General features: G+C 69.9%; 14 protein-coding genes. 9 read left to right on the top strand and 5 right to left on the bottom strand.

Annotation, left to right across the window (positions count from 1 at the left end; all coding sequences use genetic code 11):
• Positions 1-140: 140 nt before the first annotated feature.
• The 3 genes from ACIPWY_RS19295 to ACIPWY_RS19285 form a co-directional block, all read right to left on the bottom strand.
• The gene (locus tag ACIPWY_RS19295) at positions 141-536 is read right to left on the bottom strand and encodes a nitroreductase/quinone reductase family protein (RefSeq protein ID WP_362902782.1); all 396 of its coding nucleotides are present in this window, start codon (positions 534-536) and stop codon (positions 141-143) included.
• A 127-nt stretch (positions 537-663) separates the two neighbouring features.
• Complete coding sequence (locus tag ACIPWY_RS19290; RefSeq protein WP_393700735.1) at positions 664-954, bottom strand: hypothetical protein; 291 nt, start codon at positions 952-954, stop codon at positions 664-666.
• Between the two features lie 51 nt (positions 955-1,005).
• Positions 1,006-1,167, bottom strand: a complete 162-nt coding sequence (locus ACIPWY_RS19285) for a hypothetical protein (RefSeq protein ID WP_393700733.1) — start codon at positions 1,165-1,167, stop codon at positions 1,006-1,008.
• Between the two features lie 23 nt (positions 1,168-1,190).
• On the opposite strand from ACIPWY_RS19285, the gene ACIPWY_RS19280 reads away from it, so the two are divergent.
• The 8 genes from ACIPWY_RS19280 (at position 1,191) to ACIPWY_RS19245 (ending at position 10,434) form a co-directional block, all read left to right on the top strand.
• Complete coding sequence (locus tag ACIPWY_RS19280) at positions 1,191-1,505, top strand: hypothetical protein (RefSeq protein ID WP_393700731.1); 315 nt, start codon at positions 1,191-1,193, stop codon at positions 1,503-1,505.
• Positions 1,506-1,655: 150 nt separating this feature from the next.
• The gene (locus ACIPWY_RS19275; protein WP_393700729.1) at positions 1,656-2,564 is read left to right on the top strand and encodes a TIGR03619 family F420-dependent LLM class oxidoreductase; all 909 of its coding nucleotides are present in this window, start codon (positions 1,656-1,658) and stop codon (positions 2,562-2,564) included.
• A 137-nt stretch (positions 2,565-2,701) separates the two neighbouring features.
• On the top strand, positions 2,702-3,724 hold the full coding sequence (locus ACIPWY_RS19270; RefSeq protein WP_362902774.1) for a LacI family DNA-binding transcriptional regulator: 1,023 nt from the start codon (positions 2,702-2,704) through the stop codon (positions 3,722-3,724).
• Positions 3,725-3,875: 151 nt separating this feature from the next.
• The gene (locus ACIPWY_RS19265) at positions 3,876-5,288 is read left to right on the top strand and encodes an extracellular solute-binding protein (RefSeq protein WP_393700726.1); all 1,413 of its coding nucleotides are present in this window, start codon (positions 3,876-3,878) and stop codon (positions 5,286-5,288) included.
• Between the two features lie 31 nt (positions 5,289-5,319).
• Complete coding sequence (locus ACIPWY_RS19260; protein WP_362902770.1) at positions 5,320-6,267, top strand: sugar ABC transporter permease; 948 nt, start codon at positions 5,320-5,322, stop codon at positions 6,265-6,267.
• A 32-nt stretch (positions 6,268-6,299) separates the two neighbouring features.
• Positions 6,300-7,175: a carbohydrate ABC transporter permease gene (locus ACIPWY_RS19255; RefSeq protein WP_362903366.1), complete on the top strand. Its 876-nt coding sequence runs from the start codon at positions 6,300-6,302 to the stop codon at positions 7,173-7,175.
• A gap of 76 nt (positions 7,176-7,251) precedes the next feature.
• The gene (locus tag ACIPWY_RS19250) at positions 7,252-8,853 is read left to right on the top strand and encodes a glycoside hydrolase family 13 protein (RefSeq protein ID WP_393700723.1); all 1,602 of its coding nucleotides are present in this window, start codon (positions 7,252-7,254) and stop codon (positions 8,851-8,853) included.
• Between the two features lie 150 nt (positions 8,854-9,003).
• Positions 9,004-10,434, top strand: coding sequence for a PP2C family protein-serine/threonine phosphatase (locus ACIPWY_RS19245; protein WP_393700721.1), 1,431 nt, complete (start codon positions 9,004-9,006; stop codon positions 10,432-10,434).
• A 112-nt stretch (positions 10,435-10,546) separates the two neighbouring features.
• Here the strand turns inward: ACIPWY_RS19245 and ACIPWY_RS19240 are convergent, their stop codons facing one another.
• Complete coding sequence (locus tag ACIPWY_RS19240; protein ID WP_393700719.1) at positions 10,547-12,046, bottom strand: hypothetical protein; 1,500 nt, start codon at positions 12,044-12,046, stop codon at positions 10,547-10,549.
• A 232-nt stretch (positions 12,047-12,278) separates the two neighbouring features.
• Between ACIPWY_RS19240 and ACIPWY_RS19235 the strand changes: the two genes are divergently transcribed.
• Positions 12,279-13,457, top strand: a complete 1,179-nt coding sequence (locus tag ACIPWY_RS19235) for an aminoglycoside phosphotransferase family protein (protein ID WP_362902762.1) — start codon at positions 12,279-12,281, stop codon at positions 13,455-13,457.
• A gap of 74 nt (positions 13,458-13,531) precedes the next feature.
• Here the strand turns inward: ACIPWY_RS19235 and ACIPWY_RS19230 are convergent, their stop codons facing one another.
• Positions 13,532-16,639 carry a ThuA domain-containing protein gene (locus tag ACIPWY_RS19230; protein ID WP_393700716.1) on the bottom strand — a complete coding sequence of 1,036 codons (3,108 nt, stop codon included), beginning with the start codon at positions 16,637-16,639 and terminating at the stop codon, positions 13,532-13,534.
• Between the last annotated feature and the right edge of the window lie 61 nt (positions 16,640-16,700).

Genomic DNA, 16,700 nt, shown 5'->3' with positions numbered 1-16,700 from the left:
ATTGTCACCGAATCCGTCCAAGCGGCTTCCGCTCCCCCGAAGTCGTCAACTCCGCGCTCGCACCTGCCGGTTCACGTGTCCGCATCCGGGGCCGCCGCCCTCGCCACGCCACTTGGGGGCCTGCGCCCGCACGGCGCGCCTCAGTCGGTGAGGTCGGCCCGCAGCGTCAGCAGATTCGTGCCGAGGGCGCGCACGGCGGCGCTGTTGTAGCGCGGCAGGCGCTTCAGTCGTGCGCGGGCGTCGTCGTCCGGCAGCAGGTGTGCCGTGCCCGTGTGCCAGCGCCCCTTGATCCGTACGCGGATCCTGGGGTCGGCCTGGATGTTGCGCACGTACTGCGACTTGTCGCCGTACTCGGACACCCACCAGAACTCGCGTCCGACCAGGCGGCCGCCGACAGGGGTCCGCCTGGGCAGCCCGGACGTGCGGCCGGTGGTCTCCAGCAGGATCTGGCCGGGGAGCCGGGAGATGAACGGATTCCCGATGCGCCGCTGGAACGACGTCACAGCCCTGAACTTGAACTCGCGATACCGCGACATGTGCGTCCCTCCGCCGGCACTGTGCCTACCAGCCGCACTCTAGGTGACCCGGCGGACGGGGGCAGGCAGGCACCTTCCCCGGTGCCGCGGCCAGCGCCTTACCCCGTACCGCGGCCGGCACCTTCCCTCATGCCGCGGCAGGCGCGGGACGGGGCAGGGCCAGGGCCGCCGCCACCGCGAGCGCCGCGACGGCCGCGGCGGTCAGCCGGCCGTGGCGGAACGCCGTGAGGGCGGCTTCCGCCGTACGGGGCTCGCCGATGAGTCCGACCATCACGGCCACTCCGAGGACGGATCCCGCCTGCCGGGCCATGGTCGTGACCGCGGACCCGGTGGCGAACCGGCCCGGTGGCAGCGCCGTGGCAGCCGCACCCACGAAGGTCGGCAGGGCGAAACCGACGCTGACGCCGGTGACGAGCATGCCGGGCAGGAACGCGGCCGCGCAGTGCGGCGCCGCGCCCAGAGCGAGGGCTCACCACACGAGACCGCCCGCGAAGAGGAGGCAGCCGGCCGCGGACGTGCGGCCGGCACCAAGGCGTCGCACGACGGGCCCGGACGCGACGGCGAGCACGGGGACGACCAGCGGGCCCGGCGCGATGGCCAGTCCGGTCCCGATCGCGGAGTAGCCCCACACCTGCGTGGCCCGGGACCGACGTCATGTTCTGCGACCTCACGCGCGGACACGTCCCGGTCCACGCGAGCCGCTCACCGGGCTCCCCCGTGATCGGGTACCTGGAACGGGGCGGCGCGGCCGACTGGTTCGTCACCGAGATGAAGGGCGAGACGTACCGGGACGGCGCCGCGGAGAACAACTGGTGGGCCGGCACCCGGGCGGACAACGGCCGTTGGGGCTGGACGCCCGAGGTGTACTTCGCGGGCGGCGGCAACTACGAGGACGACGCAAGCCTGTTGATGCCGGGCTCCCGCACCTGCGCAAACACGTGTGCCTCCGTCCCCTTCTGGGCGCGCTGACCCCGCGGCGTACCGGGGGTGGAGCCACGCTCCCCCACCCCCGGTTCGGCAGCACCCTTCGGCAGCCTGCTTCGACAAGCCCGCTTCGACGAGCCCGGTTCGACAAGCCCGGTTCGACAAGCCCGCCCATGATCATCAAGACTGCGGATCATGCGATTCGGCGTGAACCTTCTCAACTTCGGCCCCGGCACGACCCCGCGAACCCTCGAGCGCCAGGCGACGGACGCCCGCACGCTGGGCTTCACGTTCGCGATGATCTCCGACCACATAGCCGTCACCCCTGACGTGCACGAGGTGTATCCCGCTCCGTTCTACGACCAGTTCGTCCTGGCCGCGCATCTGGCGGGGCGGGTCCCGGGGCTTCAGCTCGGCACGACCATCACCGTCATCCCGTACCGGCACCCGCTTCAGACGGCGCGGCTCGCTGCCAACATCGACCAGCTCAACGACGCCGGGTTCATCCTCGGCGCGGGCGTGGGCTGGTCGGCCGCCGAGTACCGCGCGCTGGGCGTCCCGTTCGAGGAGCGCGGCGCCATCACCGACGAGTACCTGGCCGCGATCCGCGCCGCCTGGGCGCAGGACCCGTGCAGCTTCAAGGGGCGCTACGTCTCGTACGAGGGGATCCGGACGGCCCCCGCGCCGGCGGCCGCGCAGCTGCCGGTCTGGGTCGGCGGCGACTCGCCCGCCGCGCTGCGCAGGGCCGCGCGGCTCGGCGAGGGGTGGCATCCCTTCATGCCGACCCTCGCGGGCCTGCGCGCGAAGCTGCCGGTCGTGGCCGCCGAGGCCGAGAAGGCCGGGCGGCCCGCGCCGGAGCTGGTGCCGCGGCTGCAGATCGCGCTGGGGGCGCGGCCCGACACCGAGGACCGCCCGCTCGGCCACGGCAGCGTCGATCAGATCCGCGCCGACCTGCACGCGCTGGCCGAACTCGGCGCCACGCACGTCCTGTTCGACACCTATCCGGGCGACCCTGCCGCGCGCGCCACGGCCGATGAGGACCGCCGCGTCCTGGAGGTCCTCGTGGAGCAGGTGGTCGATGCGGCCACGGGCGGCGTGCGCTGACGGCGGGGTCCGTGACCAGCGTCACCGCTGCCTGAGCGGATACGTTCCTTGCCCAGGGCGTCTGCCTCCGCGCCCTGGGCATCCGTTCACCGAACTTACGCAAGCAGATTGCAAGTCTTGCGCTAATCTTGCGTTCCATGACACGGAGACTTGCTCAGGTGGCACAGAAGGTCGGCGTCAGCGAGGCGACGGTCAGCCGGGTGCTCAACAACAAGCCCGGCGTCTCGGAGGCCACCCGGCAGGCCGTGCTCACGGCTCTGGACGTCCTGGGCTACGAGCGGCCGACCCAACTGCGCGGCGAGCGCGCGCGCCTGGTCGGGCTCGTCCTGCCGGAGCTGCAGAACCCGATCTTTCCCGCGTTCGCGGACGTGATCGGCGGCGCGCTCGCCCAGCAGGGCCTCACCCCCGTCCTGTGCACCCAGACCAACGGCGGCGTCTCCGAGGCGGACTACGTGGAACTGCTGCTCCAGCAGCAGGTGTCCGGGGTGGTCTTCGCGGGCGGCCTGTTCGCCCAGGCGGACGCCCGGCACGAGCACTACCGGCTCCTCTCGGAGCGCAAGGTCCCGGTCGTCCTCATGAACGCCGCGATCGAGGACCTCGGATTTCCCTGCGTCGCGTGCGACGACGCCGTCGCCGTCGAGCAGGCCTGGCGGCATCTGTCCTCGCTGGGCCATGAACGCATCGGTCTCGTGCTCGGCCCGGACGACCACATGCCGTCGATGCGCAAACTCGCCGCGGCACGGAGCGTGGCACGAGTGGCCGGCGGGACGCTGCCCGAGGACGCGGTCGAGCGGGCCATGTTCTCGCTGGAGGGCGGCCAAGCGGCGGCGGCGCGCCTCGTGCGCCGCGGCGTCACGGGCATCATCTGCGCGAGCGACCCGCTGGCTCTCGGCGCGGTGCGGGCTGCGCGGCGCGAGGGCCTGCGCGTGCCGGACGACATCTCGGTGGTCGGGTACGACGACTCCGCTTTCATGAACTGCACGGAGCCGCCCCTGACCACGATGCGCCAGCCGATCGAGGCGATGGGCCGGGCCGCCGTCGAGCTGCTCGTCACGCAGATCCAGGGCGGCTCGGTGACGCCCGGTGAGCTGCTGTTCGAGCCCGAGCTGGTGGTGCGCGGCTCCACGGCGCAGGCCCCGCCCCGCACAACCGCGGCATAGTCAATTTTTTGCGGAGTCTGCACGACATCTTGCGGGCATCTGTTCGCGGTGGTTGAGTGTGCCCGCGCCCCGGCTACGCGGTAGCTGTAGGCCTTCCTGCGGTTGTCGTCAGCCGTGGGCCCTCCATGCTCATGCCCGAAGGGGACCACCGATGAGAAGCTCCTGGTTCCGCCCTACCCGCCGTACCTCCGCGGCCGCGGTCGCTGCCGTGCTCACCCTGACCTCCCTCGCCGCCTGCGGCACCAGCAGCAGTGACGACAACAACGGGTCGGGCGGCGGCTCGAAGGCCGACGTCTCGGCTCCCCTGGATCCGAAGACCAAGGTCACGCTCACCATCGACTGCATGCCGCCGGCGGCCAAGGCGGCCGAGCTCAAGGAGTGGAAGCAGGACGTCAAGGAGTTCAACAAGAAGTACCCGAACGTCACGATCAGCGGGAAGTCCACGCCGGGCCAGTGCGAGGAACCCGCCCGCTTCACCGCCCAGCTCAAGGCGAAGTCCCAACCGGACGTCTTCTACACGTACTTCACCGATCTCCAGCAGGTGCTCGACAACAACGGCGCCGAGGACATCACCGCCTACGTGACCCCCAAGACCGTGCCGGCCCTGAACTCCATCGACGCGAACGTCCTCGGAGTCCTGAAGAAGGACGGCAAGCTCTACGGGCTGCCCACCAGCAACTACACGATGGGCCTGCTGATCAACCGCAAGCTCTTCGAGCGGGCCGGACTCGACCCCAACAAGCCGCCGACGACCTGGGAAGAGGTCCGCACCGCCGCCAAGAAGATCGCCGGCCTCGGCAACGGCATCTCCGGCTACGGCGAGTACAGCGCGGAGAACACCGGCGGCTGGCACTTCACCGCCGCGATGTACGGTCTCGGCGCCGACGTCGTGTCCGCCGACGGCAAGAAGGCCGCGTTCAACGATGCCACCGGCAAGCAGGTCGCCCAGCAGCTGCACGACATGCGCTGGAAGGACGACAGCATGGGCAAGACGCAGCTGCTGAAGTGGGGTGACCTCCAGAAGCAGATCGCCTCCGACAAGCTCGGCATGTTCCTCGCCGCGCCCGACGACATCACGTACATGGTCCAGCAACTGGGCGCCGAGTACGAGAACTTCGGCATGGGGCCGATCCCCGGTGGCAAGACCACGCTCTTCGGCGGCAACGACTACATGATCAAGAAGGGTTCGTCGCCCGACAAGATCAAGGCCGCGATCGCCTGGCTCAACTTCAAGAACCTCACCCCGGGCAAGGGCCAGTTCCAGTGGGACCGCACCAAGGCGGACAAGCTCCCCGTGGGCCTGCCGCAGCCGAACTTCTTCACCGGTGACACCAAGGCCAAGGACCTCGCGTCCCGCACGGAGAACGCGACGATGCCCGTCGAGAACTTCAAGCCGTTCCTGGATAACCCCGTGCCCGGTAAGGCGGAGCCGCCGAAGGCGCAGGAGGTCTACAAGGTCCTCGACAACGTGATGTCGGGCGTCCTCACCAACCGCAACGCCGACATCGACAAGCTGCTCGCCACCGCGGAGCAGCAGGTCAACCAGGTGCTGGCCAACCAGTAGCCCACCGGCACCTGCACCCCGAGGAGCGACCATGTCGGCCCCCACGCTGCCCACGAGCCCACCGGCGCCCGCACGTGCGCCCCGCCAACTCCCCGTACAACGCGGCTCGTTGGCGCGAGCGGTGAAGCGCAATCTCTCCGCCCACGGCTTCCTGATCGGCGCGGTGCTCTGCTTCTCCTTCTTCTCCTGGTATCCGATGGTCAGGGAGTTCCTCCTGGCCTTCCAGAAGAACAAGGACGGGCGGACCACCTGGGCCGGCTGGTCCAACCTCTCCTACGTCTTCAACGACCCGGCCTTCTGGCAGGCCTGGCGCAACACCCTCCTGTTCACGGGGCTCGCGCTCGTGCTGGGGTTCGCGGTGCCGTTCCTCGTGGCGATCCTGCTCAATGAATTCCGGCACGGCCAGGGCTACTTGAGGATGCTCGTCTACTTGCCGGTGATGCTTCCGCCGGTCGCCTCGGTCCTGCTGTTCAAATACTTCTACGACCCCGGGTACGGCCTGTTCAACCGGATCCTCGGCATCTTCGGGATACCTGACCAACAGTGGCTCCAGTCCACGAACACGGCGATGATCTCCGTGGTCATCGCCGCGACCTGGATGAACATGGGAGGCGCGACCCTGATCTATCTCGCCGCCCTCCAGGGCATACCCGGCGAGCTGTACGAGGCGGCGGAGCTGGACGGCGCCGGACTGTGGCGCAAGATCTGGCATGTGACGATCCCTCAGACGAGGCTGATCCTGTCCCTGATGTTCCTCATGCAGATCATCGCCACCATGCAGGTCTTCACCGAGCCGTTCCTGCTCACCAACGGCGCGGGCCCCGAGGGCTCCACCATGACCGTCGTCTACCTCATCTACCAGTACGCCTTCAACTTCAACAACTACGGCGGCGCGGCGGCGCTCGGCCTGGTCCTGCTCGTCCTGCTCGCCGGGTTCTCGGCAGTGTACGTACGCCTCAGCCGCACCCAAGAAGACTGACCGGCACGGGAGTTCACATGGCTACCGACACGATGCGCCCCCGGACCCTGATCTCGCCGGCCCAGCTCGGCAGGCGGCGCGGCAAGGTCGTCTACTGGGTCGTCTTCGCCCTGGTGATGGTTCTCTTCACGCTGGTCTTCCTGGGTCCGATGTACTGGATGGTCAGCGGCGGCCTCAAGACCACACAGGAGTTCGTCAAGTCCCCGCCGACGCTCGTACCCACCAGCGTGCACCCCGGCAACTACGGGGACGCGTGGCGGGTGATGGACCTCGCGAAGCTGCTCGGCAACACGCTGTACTACGCGTTCGGCGCGCTCGCCTTCCAGCTCGTCCTCGACGTCGCAGCCGCCTACTCGCTGTCCAAGCTGCGGCCCCTGTTCGGCAACGTCATCCTCGGCATGATGCTGGCGACGCTGATGATCCCGGCCACCGTCCTGGTCGTGCCGCAGTACCTGACCGTCCTCGACGTGCCGATCTTCGAGCGCAATCTGCTCAACAGCCCCTGGGTGATCTGGCTGCCGTCCGTCACCAACGCCTTCAACATCTTCCTGCTCAAGCGGTTCTTCGACTCGATCCCGCAGGAGCTGCTGGACGCGGCGTCCATCGACGGGGCATCCGCACTGCGGACCCTGCGGTCCGTGGTGCTGCCCATCTCGCGGCCCATTCTCGGCGTCGTCTCCATCTTCGCGGTCGTCGGCGTGTGGAAGGACTTCCTCTGGCCGATGCTGACGCTGCCCGACCCCGGCAAGCAGACCCTGAACGTCGGCATCTACTCGCTGGCCAGCGGCGTTCCCGAGAACTGGCTGATCGCCGCCCTCACCATCGCCTCGCTGCCGACCCTGATCCTCTTCCTGCTGTTCCAGCGCAACATCATGAGCGGTCTCACCGCGGGCGGCCTCAAGGGCTGACGCCCGCCGCCCTGCCCGTACGCCGCCCCCGTGACGGCGCGCCCCGGCACGCCCTCCTGCCCGAAAGGACCTCTACGTGGCAGCCCCCCAACCCTCAGACACCGGCGACTGGTGGCGTTCCGCCGCCATCTACCAGGTGTACGTACGCAGCTTCGCCGACGGCGACGGTGACGGCACGGGCGATCTCGCGGGGGTCAGAGCCCGGCTGCCGCACCTGGCCCGGCTGGGGATCGACGCGATCTGGTTCACGCCCTGGTACCGCTCCCCGATGGCGGACGGCGGCTACGACGTGGCCGACTACCGGTCGATCGACCCGTCGTTCGGCACGCTCGCCGAAGCGGAGAAGCTCATCGCGGAGGCGCGGGACCTCGGCATCCGCGTCATCGTCGACGTCGTGCCCAACCACGTCTCCGACCGGCACGCCTGGTTCACGGCCGCGCTCGCGGCGGGCCCCGGCAGCCCCGAGCGCGAGCTGTTCCACTTCCGCCCAGGCCGGGGCGAGCACGGCGAACTGCCGCCCAACAACTGGCCGTCCCAGTTCTCCGGCGAGACGTGGACCCGCGTCCCCGACGGCGAGTGGTATCTGCATCTGTTCACCCCCGAGCAGCCCGACCTCAACTGGGCGCACCCCGCGGTGCGTCACGAGCACGAGGAGGTGCTGCGGTTCTGGTTCCAGCGCGGCGCATCGGGCGTACGCGTCGACTCGGCGGCGCTGCTCGCCAAGGACCCCACCCTCGCCGACGCCGCTCCGGACGACACGAGCGGCTACGTCGACCGCGACGAACTGCACGCGGTCTACCGCTCCTGGCGGGCCGTCGCCGACGAGTACGAGGGCGTGCTCATCGGCGAGCTGTGGGTCCCCGACCCCGAGCGCTTCTCCCGCTATCTGCGCCCCGACGAGCTGCACACGGCCTTCAACTTCGACTTCCTGTCCCGCCCGTGGGACGCGTCGGAACTGCGCGAGTCCATCGACATGACGCTCGCCCACCACGCTCCGGTGGGGGCGCCCGCGACCTGGGTCCTGTGCAACCACGACGTGACGCGGACGGTGACCCGTTACGGCCGCACGGACACGACGTTCGCGTTCGCGTCGAAGCGCTTCGGCACGCCCACGGACCTGGCGCTCGGCACCCGCAGGGCGCGCGCGGCGGCGCTGCTGTCACTGGCCCTGCCGGGCGCCGTCTACCTCTATCAGGGAGAGGAGCTGGGCCTGCCCGAGGCGGAGGTCCCGCCCGGCCGCATCGAGGATCCGATGCACTTCCGCTCCGGCGGCACCGACCCGGGCCGCGACGGCTGCCGGGTGCCCCTGCCCTGGACGCAGGACGGCCCTTCGTACGGCTTCGGGTCAGCCGGGGAGCCCTGGCTGCCGCAGCCGGCGGGCTGGGGGACGTACGCCGCCGCACGGCAGGACGCCGACCCGGATTCGATGCTCTCGCTCTACCGCGAGGCGCTGCGCCTGCGCCGTACGGAGCCGGGCTTCGGTGACGGGCCGATGCACTGGCTCCCAAGTCCCCCTGGCGTACTGGCTCTTGCCCGGGGCGAGGGCCTGGTCTGCGTCGTCAACTTCGCGGATCCGGCCGCCGCGCTCCCGCCCCGGTCCCGTCTCCTGCTGGCCAGTGGCCCCTTGGACGACGAGGGGCGGCTCCCACGGGACACTGCGGTGTGGCTCCGCGTCTGAACCGCCCGCCCGGGAGGACTCAGGTATATGCCAGAAGCATCACCGCACCGGGTGTTGCCAAACCCCTTACGGGGCCTGTCAGGCTGTGCGACAGTCAATACCGGTCCTTCCGTCAGTCTTGGTCGTGCCGCGCCTGTATCGGAGTACGTCATGCCTCCCCATGTCTTCGCGGACCGCCCCGCCGCCCAGCCGCCTGAGCACGGTTCGGTCGACGCGCTGATCACGCAGACGCGTCGGCTGCTCGGTGACGTCGACGCCGTGCGCCGTGAGGCCATCTCGGACGACGGTGACCCCGAGCGACGCTGGCAGCGCGCCCTCTACGAGCTGGCCGTGCACCAACTCAGCGACCTGGACAAGCACTTGGCGCAGCTGCGCGACGGTCCGCCGCGGCCGACCGTGGAGTCCCCGATCCCCGAGGCGCGCGGATCCGCGCCGGCCGAGCCGCACAGCGGTTCCCTGCTCAGCCGCGTGGGAAGCGCGGAATGGAATCTCCTGACCGACGAGGCGAGCTGGTCCGGGGAGCTGTTCCAGATCCTCGGCCGCAGCCCCGGCGCACCGCCTCTGACCCTCGACGAACTGCCGTCCGTCGTGCACACCGATGACCAGGCCATGCTCACCAGGATGGTGACGGACTGCCTCATCGAGGGGAAGCCGATCGACGGCGAGTTCCGCATCGTGCGCCCCGACGGCACCGCCCGCACGGTGCACATGATGGGCGAGCCCGTGCTCGACGCCAACGGCTCCACCGCCTCGATGTGGGCGGTCCTGCGCGACGTCAGCGAGCTGCGCCGCACGCAGCGGACCGTACGCGAGACCCATGACTCGCTCCAGCGCCGGCGGCACGTAGAGCAGACGGGACACCGGCTCACGGCCGAGCTCCAGGAGGCCGTGCTGCCGCCGTGGCGTGGCTCGCTGCGGTTCTCCCAGGGGGCACCGCGCGACCTCGATCTCGCGGGCGGGCAGCTGCCGTCTTCCTCGGGCGAGCTCGTCGGCGGCGACTGGTACGACGCCCTCGAACTGCCCGACGGACAGACCCTGCTGAGCGTGGGCGGCCTGACCGGACACGGCGTGGCCGTGACCTCCGCCATGGCGATGCTGCTCGGCGCCCTGCGCGGCATGGCCGTCACGGGGACCCGGCCCGGTGAGCTGATGGGCTGGCTCGACCAGCTCGCCGACACCTCCGTGCAGCCGTCCCTGGGCAGCGCGCTCTGCTGTCGCTACGACCCCCGGTCGCGCACGCTGACCTGGGCGCAGGCGGGACACCCCGCCCCGCTGCTGTTCCGCGACGGGGTGGGGCGCGCGCTGACGCCGCCGGAGGGCGTGCTGCTCGGAGCGACCGCGGGTGCCACCTACGGGCAGGCCGAGGAGTCGCTCCGCGCCGGCGATCTGCTGCTGCTGCACACCGATGGCCTGGTCCCCCACCACAGCGGCGCCGCGGCGGCGAACAGGCTCCTCGATCTCGCGCCACGGCTCGCCGAGGCCGCCACCGCACAGGACTGCGTGCGGACGGTCTTCGAGGAGTTCGCCGCGTACGAGCGCACGGACGAGGCCTGTGTGCTGGTCGCCAGGATCGGCTCCTGACGCGGACAGCTGACTTGTCGTAGACGGGTACTTGTTGAAGTCCGGTGGTCGTTGAAATCCGGTACTTGTCGAAGTCGGGTACTTGTTGGAGTCGGGCCGCGTGCCCCGGAGGTCACGCCTCGGCGCGCTTGCCTCCCGTGGGCTTTCCCGGAACCTTCGGCAGCGCGAGCTTGATCTCCTCACGCAGGTCCACGATCTTCGGGTAGGTCGCGTACTGCCCGGTGAGCCGGTACATCTCGCGGAGCCGGTCCCAGGTGCGATGGGAGGAGTTGGCCCCCATCGACACCAGCGCCAGGCGCGCGTACCGGTCGGCCTGCTCCGGGTCGTCGGCGATGAACAGGGCCGACGCGAGCGAGATGTAGTCGAAGATCTGCGACCGCTGCCGCCCGTTCGCCCGCAGTTCGAGGGCTTCCTTGGCGTGGCGCTGCGCGGTGTTCGCCGCGGCCGGCTCGTGGTCGGCGAGGGTCCGGTACGCCAGGGCCTGCATCCCGTGCAGGTCCGCCTCGTCGAACATCTGCATCCAGCTGGGCGGCGGGACGTCTCCCTTGTCGGAGACGAAGAGGTCCTCCGCGTGGCCGAGGGTGCGCCGCATGGCCTGGCCCTTGCCCATCGACGCCTGTGCCCAGGCCTCGATGGTGTAGAGCATGGCCCGGGTGCGCGGCAGGGTCTCGTCGCCGGATCCGGACTTGGCGAGCTTCATGAGGTCGAGGGCGTCGTCGGGCCGGCCGAGGTGCACCATCTGACGGGCCGCCCTGGACAGGGCCTCCCCGGCGCGCGGCCGGTCGCCGCCCTCCCGCGCCGCGTGCGCGGCGATGACGAAGTATTTCTGGGCCGTTGGTTCGAGGCCGACGTCGTGCGACATCCAGCCCGCGAGGACGGCCAGGTTGGCGGCGACGCCCCACAGGCGCCGCTGGAGATGGTCGGGGTGCCGGTAGCTGAGCATGCCGCCCACTTCGTTGAGCTGGCCCACCACCGCCTTGCGCTGGAGGCCGCCACCGCGGGCCGCGTCCCAGGCCCGGAACACCTCGACGGAGCGCTCCAGTTCCTCGATCTCCTGCGACCCGATGGGGGCGGCCTCATAGCGGTCGAACCCGGCGGGGTCGGCGTGCAGGGGGTCTTCGGAACGTGGGGCGTCGGCCGCGAGGGCCGGATCGGTGTGCAGCCAGTCGTGCATGGCGCCGCTGAGTACAGATCCTGCGGCGAGCGCGGCACCCGCGCCCACCAAGCCGCGTCGGTTGAGCATGAGGTCCATTCCCGTGAATTCGGTGAGGACCGCAGCAGTCCGCTCGGGCGCCCATGGCATTCCGTCGGGGTGTTGCACAGCCCCGTCGTCACGCCGTTTCCCCGTGCGCCCGTGCCGGACCAGACCGAGGTCCTCGATGGTCACGACACGGCCGAGTCGCTCGGTGAACAGCGCCGCCAGCACCCGGGGCACCGGATCGCGCGGGATCTCTCCCATGTCGATCCAACGCCGCACCCGTGAGGTGTCGGTCGCCAGCTGTGGGTGGCCCATGGCCGCCGCCTGCCGGTTGACCAGCCTCGCGAGCTCGCCCTTGGACCAGCCGGCGAGGCCGAACAGGTCGTTCAGGCGGGTGTTGGGTTGTCCGTTCACGTCAAGCCCCCAGGTTCTCGGCTGAGTTGACAGTAACCCTCTGTCAGTTGCTGAGCGACTATTCGCCAGGGTTCGCCAGGGTGCGCCAGATGGTGTGCCACTGGGCACCGGGTGTCAGGTAGGAATGCGCCACCCCGACCCGGTTGCCGCGGCTCACTCCCCAGGGTGCACCACGGTTCCCGGGGCGGGTGGCGCAGGCAACTCGCAGGCACACGAAGGGATCTGTTCGCCCATGTACGCAGCATCGTCCTCCGTGTCCGCTCCGCCCCGGCCGCTCTACGCCCGGCCCCCGGTTCGCGGCAACGGCCGCGCAGGGGAGGCCTCACCGGCCGGCAGCGGCCCGTATCTCGACCCCGCGCGATCTGCGCCCGCAGGGCTCGGCTCCGGTCGGACAAGGCGCGTCCCGGGGCTCGCCACTCAACCGCTCAGCGGGAGACTCGACTTGTCCGGCCCCCAGGGCGCGCAGTTGCGCACGGCGATCGCCTCGGTGCACCGGATCTGCCCGGAGTTCAATCCGGTGCAGGTGCTGCGCCGCAGTGGACGGTCCGTGCTGCTCGTCGGCACCACAGGGCGCAGCACCGCTGTCGCCAAGTGTTTAGTGGACCACTCCCCTGTCTGGGCCGAGCGGATCCGCCATGAGATAGCGGCATACCGCTCGTTCGTCCGGCACCGGCCACCGGTCCGGGTGCCGCGGCTGATCGCCGCGGACCCCGACAACTGCACGCTGGTGATCGAGCGGATGCCCGGCCGGGTCGCTGCTCTGCAGCGGCACCCGGCCGAGGCACCGCCCCGGGCGGACGTGCGGGCCGCGCTCAGCGCGATCTGCCGGCTCAACCTCTGGCGTCCGCCGGCCGGCACGTTCAACGCGCCGCTGGACTACGCGGACCGGATCTCCCGCTACCACGACCTCGGGCTGCTCACCGACCGGGACATGGGTGATCTGCAGAAGCTGCTGCACGGCATCGCGCACTCGTCGGGCCGGCAGGGCATGGGCCAGTTCTGTCACGGTGACGCGCTGCTGTCGAACATCCTGCTGTCCCCTGCGGGCCCGGTGCTCGTGGACTGGGAACATGCGGGCTGGTACCTGCCGGGGTACGACCTGGCGACGCTGTGGTCGGTGCTCGGTGACGCGCCGGTGGCGCGGCGCCAGATCAGCCAGCTCGCCCAGTCCGGTGGTCCCGCGGCGCGGGACGCGTTCCTGGTGAACCTGATGCTCGTACTGACGCGGGAGATCCGGACGTACGAGACGGCCGTGCAGCGTTCGATGCACGACACGACCCCGGCGGCATCGGGCACGGCCCCGCACGGTGCTGCGCCGTCCGGCGAGGAACAGCGGCTGCTGCTGAGGCGGCTGCACGACGACTGCCAGCTGGCCCGCCGGGCCGTGCGTGCGGCGGTCGGCACTCGCTGACGGGGACGGAAGTCCGCGGTGCGCCAGGACAGCGGCGCACCGCGGATTCTCGTGTGCTCCTACTCGCTTGGGGGCTACGGGTTGCTGAACTGCACGGCGTCCACGTCGAACGAGTTGTCCTGCGGGGACTTGAACACGAGGTACAGCTTGTGCGTTCCGGTCAGCGCGTCGACCGGGACGGCGGGTGTGGCCTGGTAGGTGTCCCAGTCGCCGGTGTTCGGGACGGGTGTGGTGGACAGGAGTGTGCCGTCGGGGGCGTCCGCGCGCAGCTCGACGGAGCCGACGCCGTACGGTGACGACAGTTTGTAGCTGACCTGTCCGATGCCCTCGACGCTCATCGGGTCGAACGCGACCCAGTCGCCGTCGCTGACGTCGCCGATGCGCTTGCCGTTCTCGGCACCCTCCTGCGCGACGACGCGCGTGCCGGACTGGGCGTCGTAGTACTCGGCCTGCTTGTGCTTGGGCTGGAGCACGGACCTGCCGTAGCCGGTCAGGGCGCTGACGCCGTCGCCTCCCTTGTCGGTGTACTTGGCGTTGAGTACGTAGGTGAGGTCCGCGCCCTCGGGGTGGCCGCCCAGGTCACCGGTGTCGACGGTGCCTTCGCAGCCGGGGATGTCGGTGGTGGGGTGCTCGTGGTCGTCGTGGCCGAGGGCCGGGTTGACGGTGACCTTGGAGCAGTCGACCGTGCCGTCCTCGGGGTCGGTGACGGTGACCTTGTACGGGATCTTGTCGCCGAAGTCGATGAGCTTGCCGTCGACGGGGAACTCGATCTTCACCTTGGGAGCGGTGTTGCCCGCGGTGACGGGGACGTTGGCGTAGCCGGACTTGCCGGTCGAGTCGGTGACCTTCAGCTGGGCGTTGAAGTCGCCCTTCGCCGTGTAGGTGTGGCTCGGGCTCGCCTCGGTGGAGTCGTAGGTGCCGTCGCCGTCGAAGTCCCAGGCGTAGGTGAGCGCGTCACCGTCGGGGTCCTTGCTTCCCTCGCTGGAGAAGGAGACCTCCAGCGGGGTGGGGCCGTTGGTGACGGAGGCCTTCGCCTCGGCGATCGGTACGCGCTGTCCTTGTGCGTAGTCGATCCGGTAGAGCCCGGAGTCGTTGTTGCCGCCGCCGAACTCGCTGCCCCATTCGAGGACGTAGAGCGAGCCGTCGGGTCCGAAGGTCATGTCCATCGGCTTGGCGAACTTCGCGGTCTTCAGGAAGTCGTTGATCTTGAGGAGTTTGCCGTCCTGGTCGAAGCGGATCTCCTTGACCTGGTCGCGGGCCCACTCGTAGAAGAAGCTCGCGCCCTCGAAGTAGGCGGGGAACTTGGTCGGCGACGGGTTCTTCGCGTCGTAGTGGTAGACGGGCCCGCTCATGGGCGCGGAGCCGCCTTCGCCCATCTCCGGGAACTCCTTGGACTTGCCGTAGCCGTACCAGATCACCGGCTGCTGTACGGGCGGCAGGTCGGTGAGGCCCGTGTTGTTCGGCGAGGGGTTTACCGGCTTGTCGCAGTCGAACTTGGCGCCGACCTCCTTGGTGTCCGGGTTGTAGGGGGCGTACGCCTGGTTGTTGCCGTGGCAGAAGGGCCAGCCGTAGTTGCCGGGCTTCTTGATGACGTTGTACTCGACGAGGCCCTCGGGGCCGCGGTCGGTCGTCGGGGCGCCGCGGTCGGGGCCGTAGTCGGAGACGTGGAGGGCGCCGTTCTTCGGGTCGACGTTGAAGCGGAACGGGTTGCGGAAGCCCATCGCGTAGATCTCGGGGCGGGTCTTGGCGGTGCCCTTCGCGAAGAGGTTGCCCTTGGGGATGGTGTAGCCGCCGGCGTCGGTGGGCTTGATGCGCAGGATCTTGCCGCGCAGGTCGTTCGTGTTGCCGGCGGTGCGGGCGGCGTCCAGCATCTGCTTGCCGGGGCGCCAGTCGATCGGGGCGTAGCCCTGCCAGTCGGGGTCGAGGTTGGGCGGGGTGTCGTCGCCGACGCCGAGGTAGAGGGTGCGGTTCGGGCCGAACTCGACGGCGCCGCCGGTGTGTCCGGGCTCGGGGAAGCTGCGGTCGCGGTAGGCGGGGACGTCGAGGAGCTTCTTCTCGCTCGCCAGGTCGAGGGTGTTGTCGGACTTGACGGTGAAGCGGGAGAGCCGGTTGACGTCGTCCTTGGCGTCCTTCGGGGCGTAGTACAGATAGATCCAGTGGTTGTCCTTGAACGACGGGTCGAGCTCCATGCCCACCAGGCCGTCCTCGCCGCCGGTGTAGACGTCGAGCTTGCCCGAGGTCGCGGTGGCGTGCGTGGCGGGGTCGTAGACCTTCACCTCGCCGCTGCGCTGGATGTAGAAGACCTTGCCGTCCTTGGCGACGTCCAGCTCCATCGGGTCGGCGGTGTTGTCGTCGAGGGCGGTCTTCTCGTAGCCGGACCAGACGGTGCCGCCGCAGTCGCCGGGCTTGTTGCCCGCGGCCCACTGGATGCCGCCGAGCACGTGGGAGCGGAAGGCGGGTTCACTGTAGGAGGCGGTGTCGTGGCCCATGGCGGTCGCCCAGACCTTGCCGCCCTCGGCGTTGCGGCACCAGGAGATGGGGTGGTCGGCGCCCATCGCGGAGCCGCCCGGGTTGTACGTCGTCTCGTCGGCGGTGACGAGGACGTGCACGTCACCGCGCGGGTCCTTGTCGAAGTTGTACCACTCCTCGGGGCGCTCCCAGCGCTCGGGAAGTCCCTTGGTGGAGGGGTGCACGCGGTCGGCGACCTTGGCCGTGCCCTGGAGCACGCCGGGTGAGTGGGCGGGCATGTGGGCGCCGCCGTTGATGGTCTCGTCCCACCAGGGGAACTGCTCCTCGACGCCCATGTCGAGGGTGTTGTGGATGGCGACGACGCCCTTGCCGCCGCGGACGTACTTCTGCAGGGCCTCTCGCTGGCCGTCGGTGTCCCAGACCATGCCGGAGTTCTGCAGCATGACGATGACGTCGAAGTCCTTGAGCTTCGCGTCGTCGAAGACGGTCGAGTCGTCGGTCTGGACGACCTCGAAGTTGTTCGCCGCGGCCTGCTCCTCGACCATCTGGATACCGGCCGGGATGGAGTCGTGGACGTAGCCGACGGCCTTGGTGAAGAGCAGGGCGCGGAAGGCGGGGGCCTTCTGTGCGGCCGTGGCGCCGGTCGGCAGGAAGCCGACGGCGAGCAGCAGTGCGGTCAGTAACGCGAGGGCAGCTCTTCGCATACCGCTCATGTCACGAGCATGACATCCCATCAGGTGGTCCTTTCCGTGGCCACAGTGGACGGACTTGCGG

Source organism: Streptomyces sp. NPDC090032, assembly GCF_044748025.1.
Lineage (GTDB): Bacteria > Actinomycetota > Actinomycetes > Streptomycetales > Streptomycetaceae > Streptomyces.
The sequence above is the reverse complement of the archived record's forward strand: the minus strand, read 5'-3'. Positions and strand labels throughout refer to the sequence as shown.

Excerpts from the sequence above, each read along its gene's own strand:
- ACIPWY_RS19295 (WP_362902782.1), bottom strand. The coding sequence starts at position 536 with ATGTCGCGGTATCGCGAGTTCAAGTTCAGGGCTGTGACGTCGTTCCAG.
- ACIPWY_RS19290 (WP_393700735.1), bottom strand. The coding sequence starts at position 954 with ATGCTCGTCACCGGCGTCAGCGTCGGTTTCGCCCTGCCGACCTTCGTG.
- ACIPWY_RS19280 (WP_393700731.1), top strand. The coding sequence starts at position 1,191 with ATGTTCTGCGACCTCACGCGCGGACACGTCCCGGTCCACGCGAGCCGC.
- ACIPWY_RS19275 (WP_393700729.1), top strand. The coding sequence starts at position 1,656 with ATGCGATTCGGCGTGAACCTTCTCAACTTCGGCCCCGGCACGACCCCG.
- ACIPWY_RS19270 (WP_362902774.1), top strand. The coding sequence starts at position 2,702 with ATGACACGGAGACTTGCTCAGGTGGCACAGAAGGTCGGCGTCAGCGAG.
- ACIPWY_RS19265 (WP_393700726.1), top strand. The coding sequence starts at position 3,876 with ATGAGAAGCTCCTGGTTCCGCCCTACCCGCCGTACCTCCGCGGCCGCG.
- ACIPWY_RS19260 (WP_362902770.1), top strand. The coding sequence starts at position 5,320 with ATGTCGGCCCCCACGCTGCCCACGAGCCCACCGGCGCCCGCACGTGCG.
- ACIPWY_RS19255 (WP_362903366.1), top strand. The coding sequence starts at position 6,300 with ATGCGCCCCCGGACCCTGATCTCGCCGGCCCAGCTCGGCAGGCGGCGC.
- ACIPWY_RS19245 (WP_393700721.1), top strand. The coding sequence starts at position 9,004 with ATGCCTCCCCATGTCTTCGCGGACCGCCCCGCCGCCCAGCCGCCTGAG.
- ACIPWY_RS19235 (WP_362902762.1), top strand. The coding sequence starts at position 12,279 with ATGTACGCAGCATCGTCCTCCGTGTCCGCTCCGCCCCGGCCGCTCTAC.
- ACIPWY_RS19230 (WP_393700716.1), bottom strand. The coding sequence starts at position 16,639 with ATGAGCGGTATGCGAAGAGCTGCCCTCGCGTTACTGACCGCACTGCTG.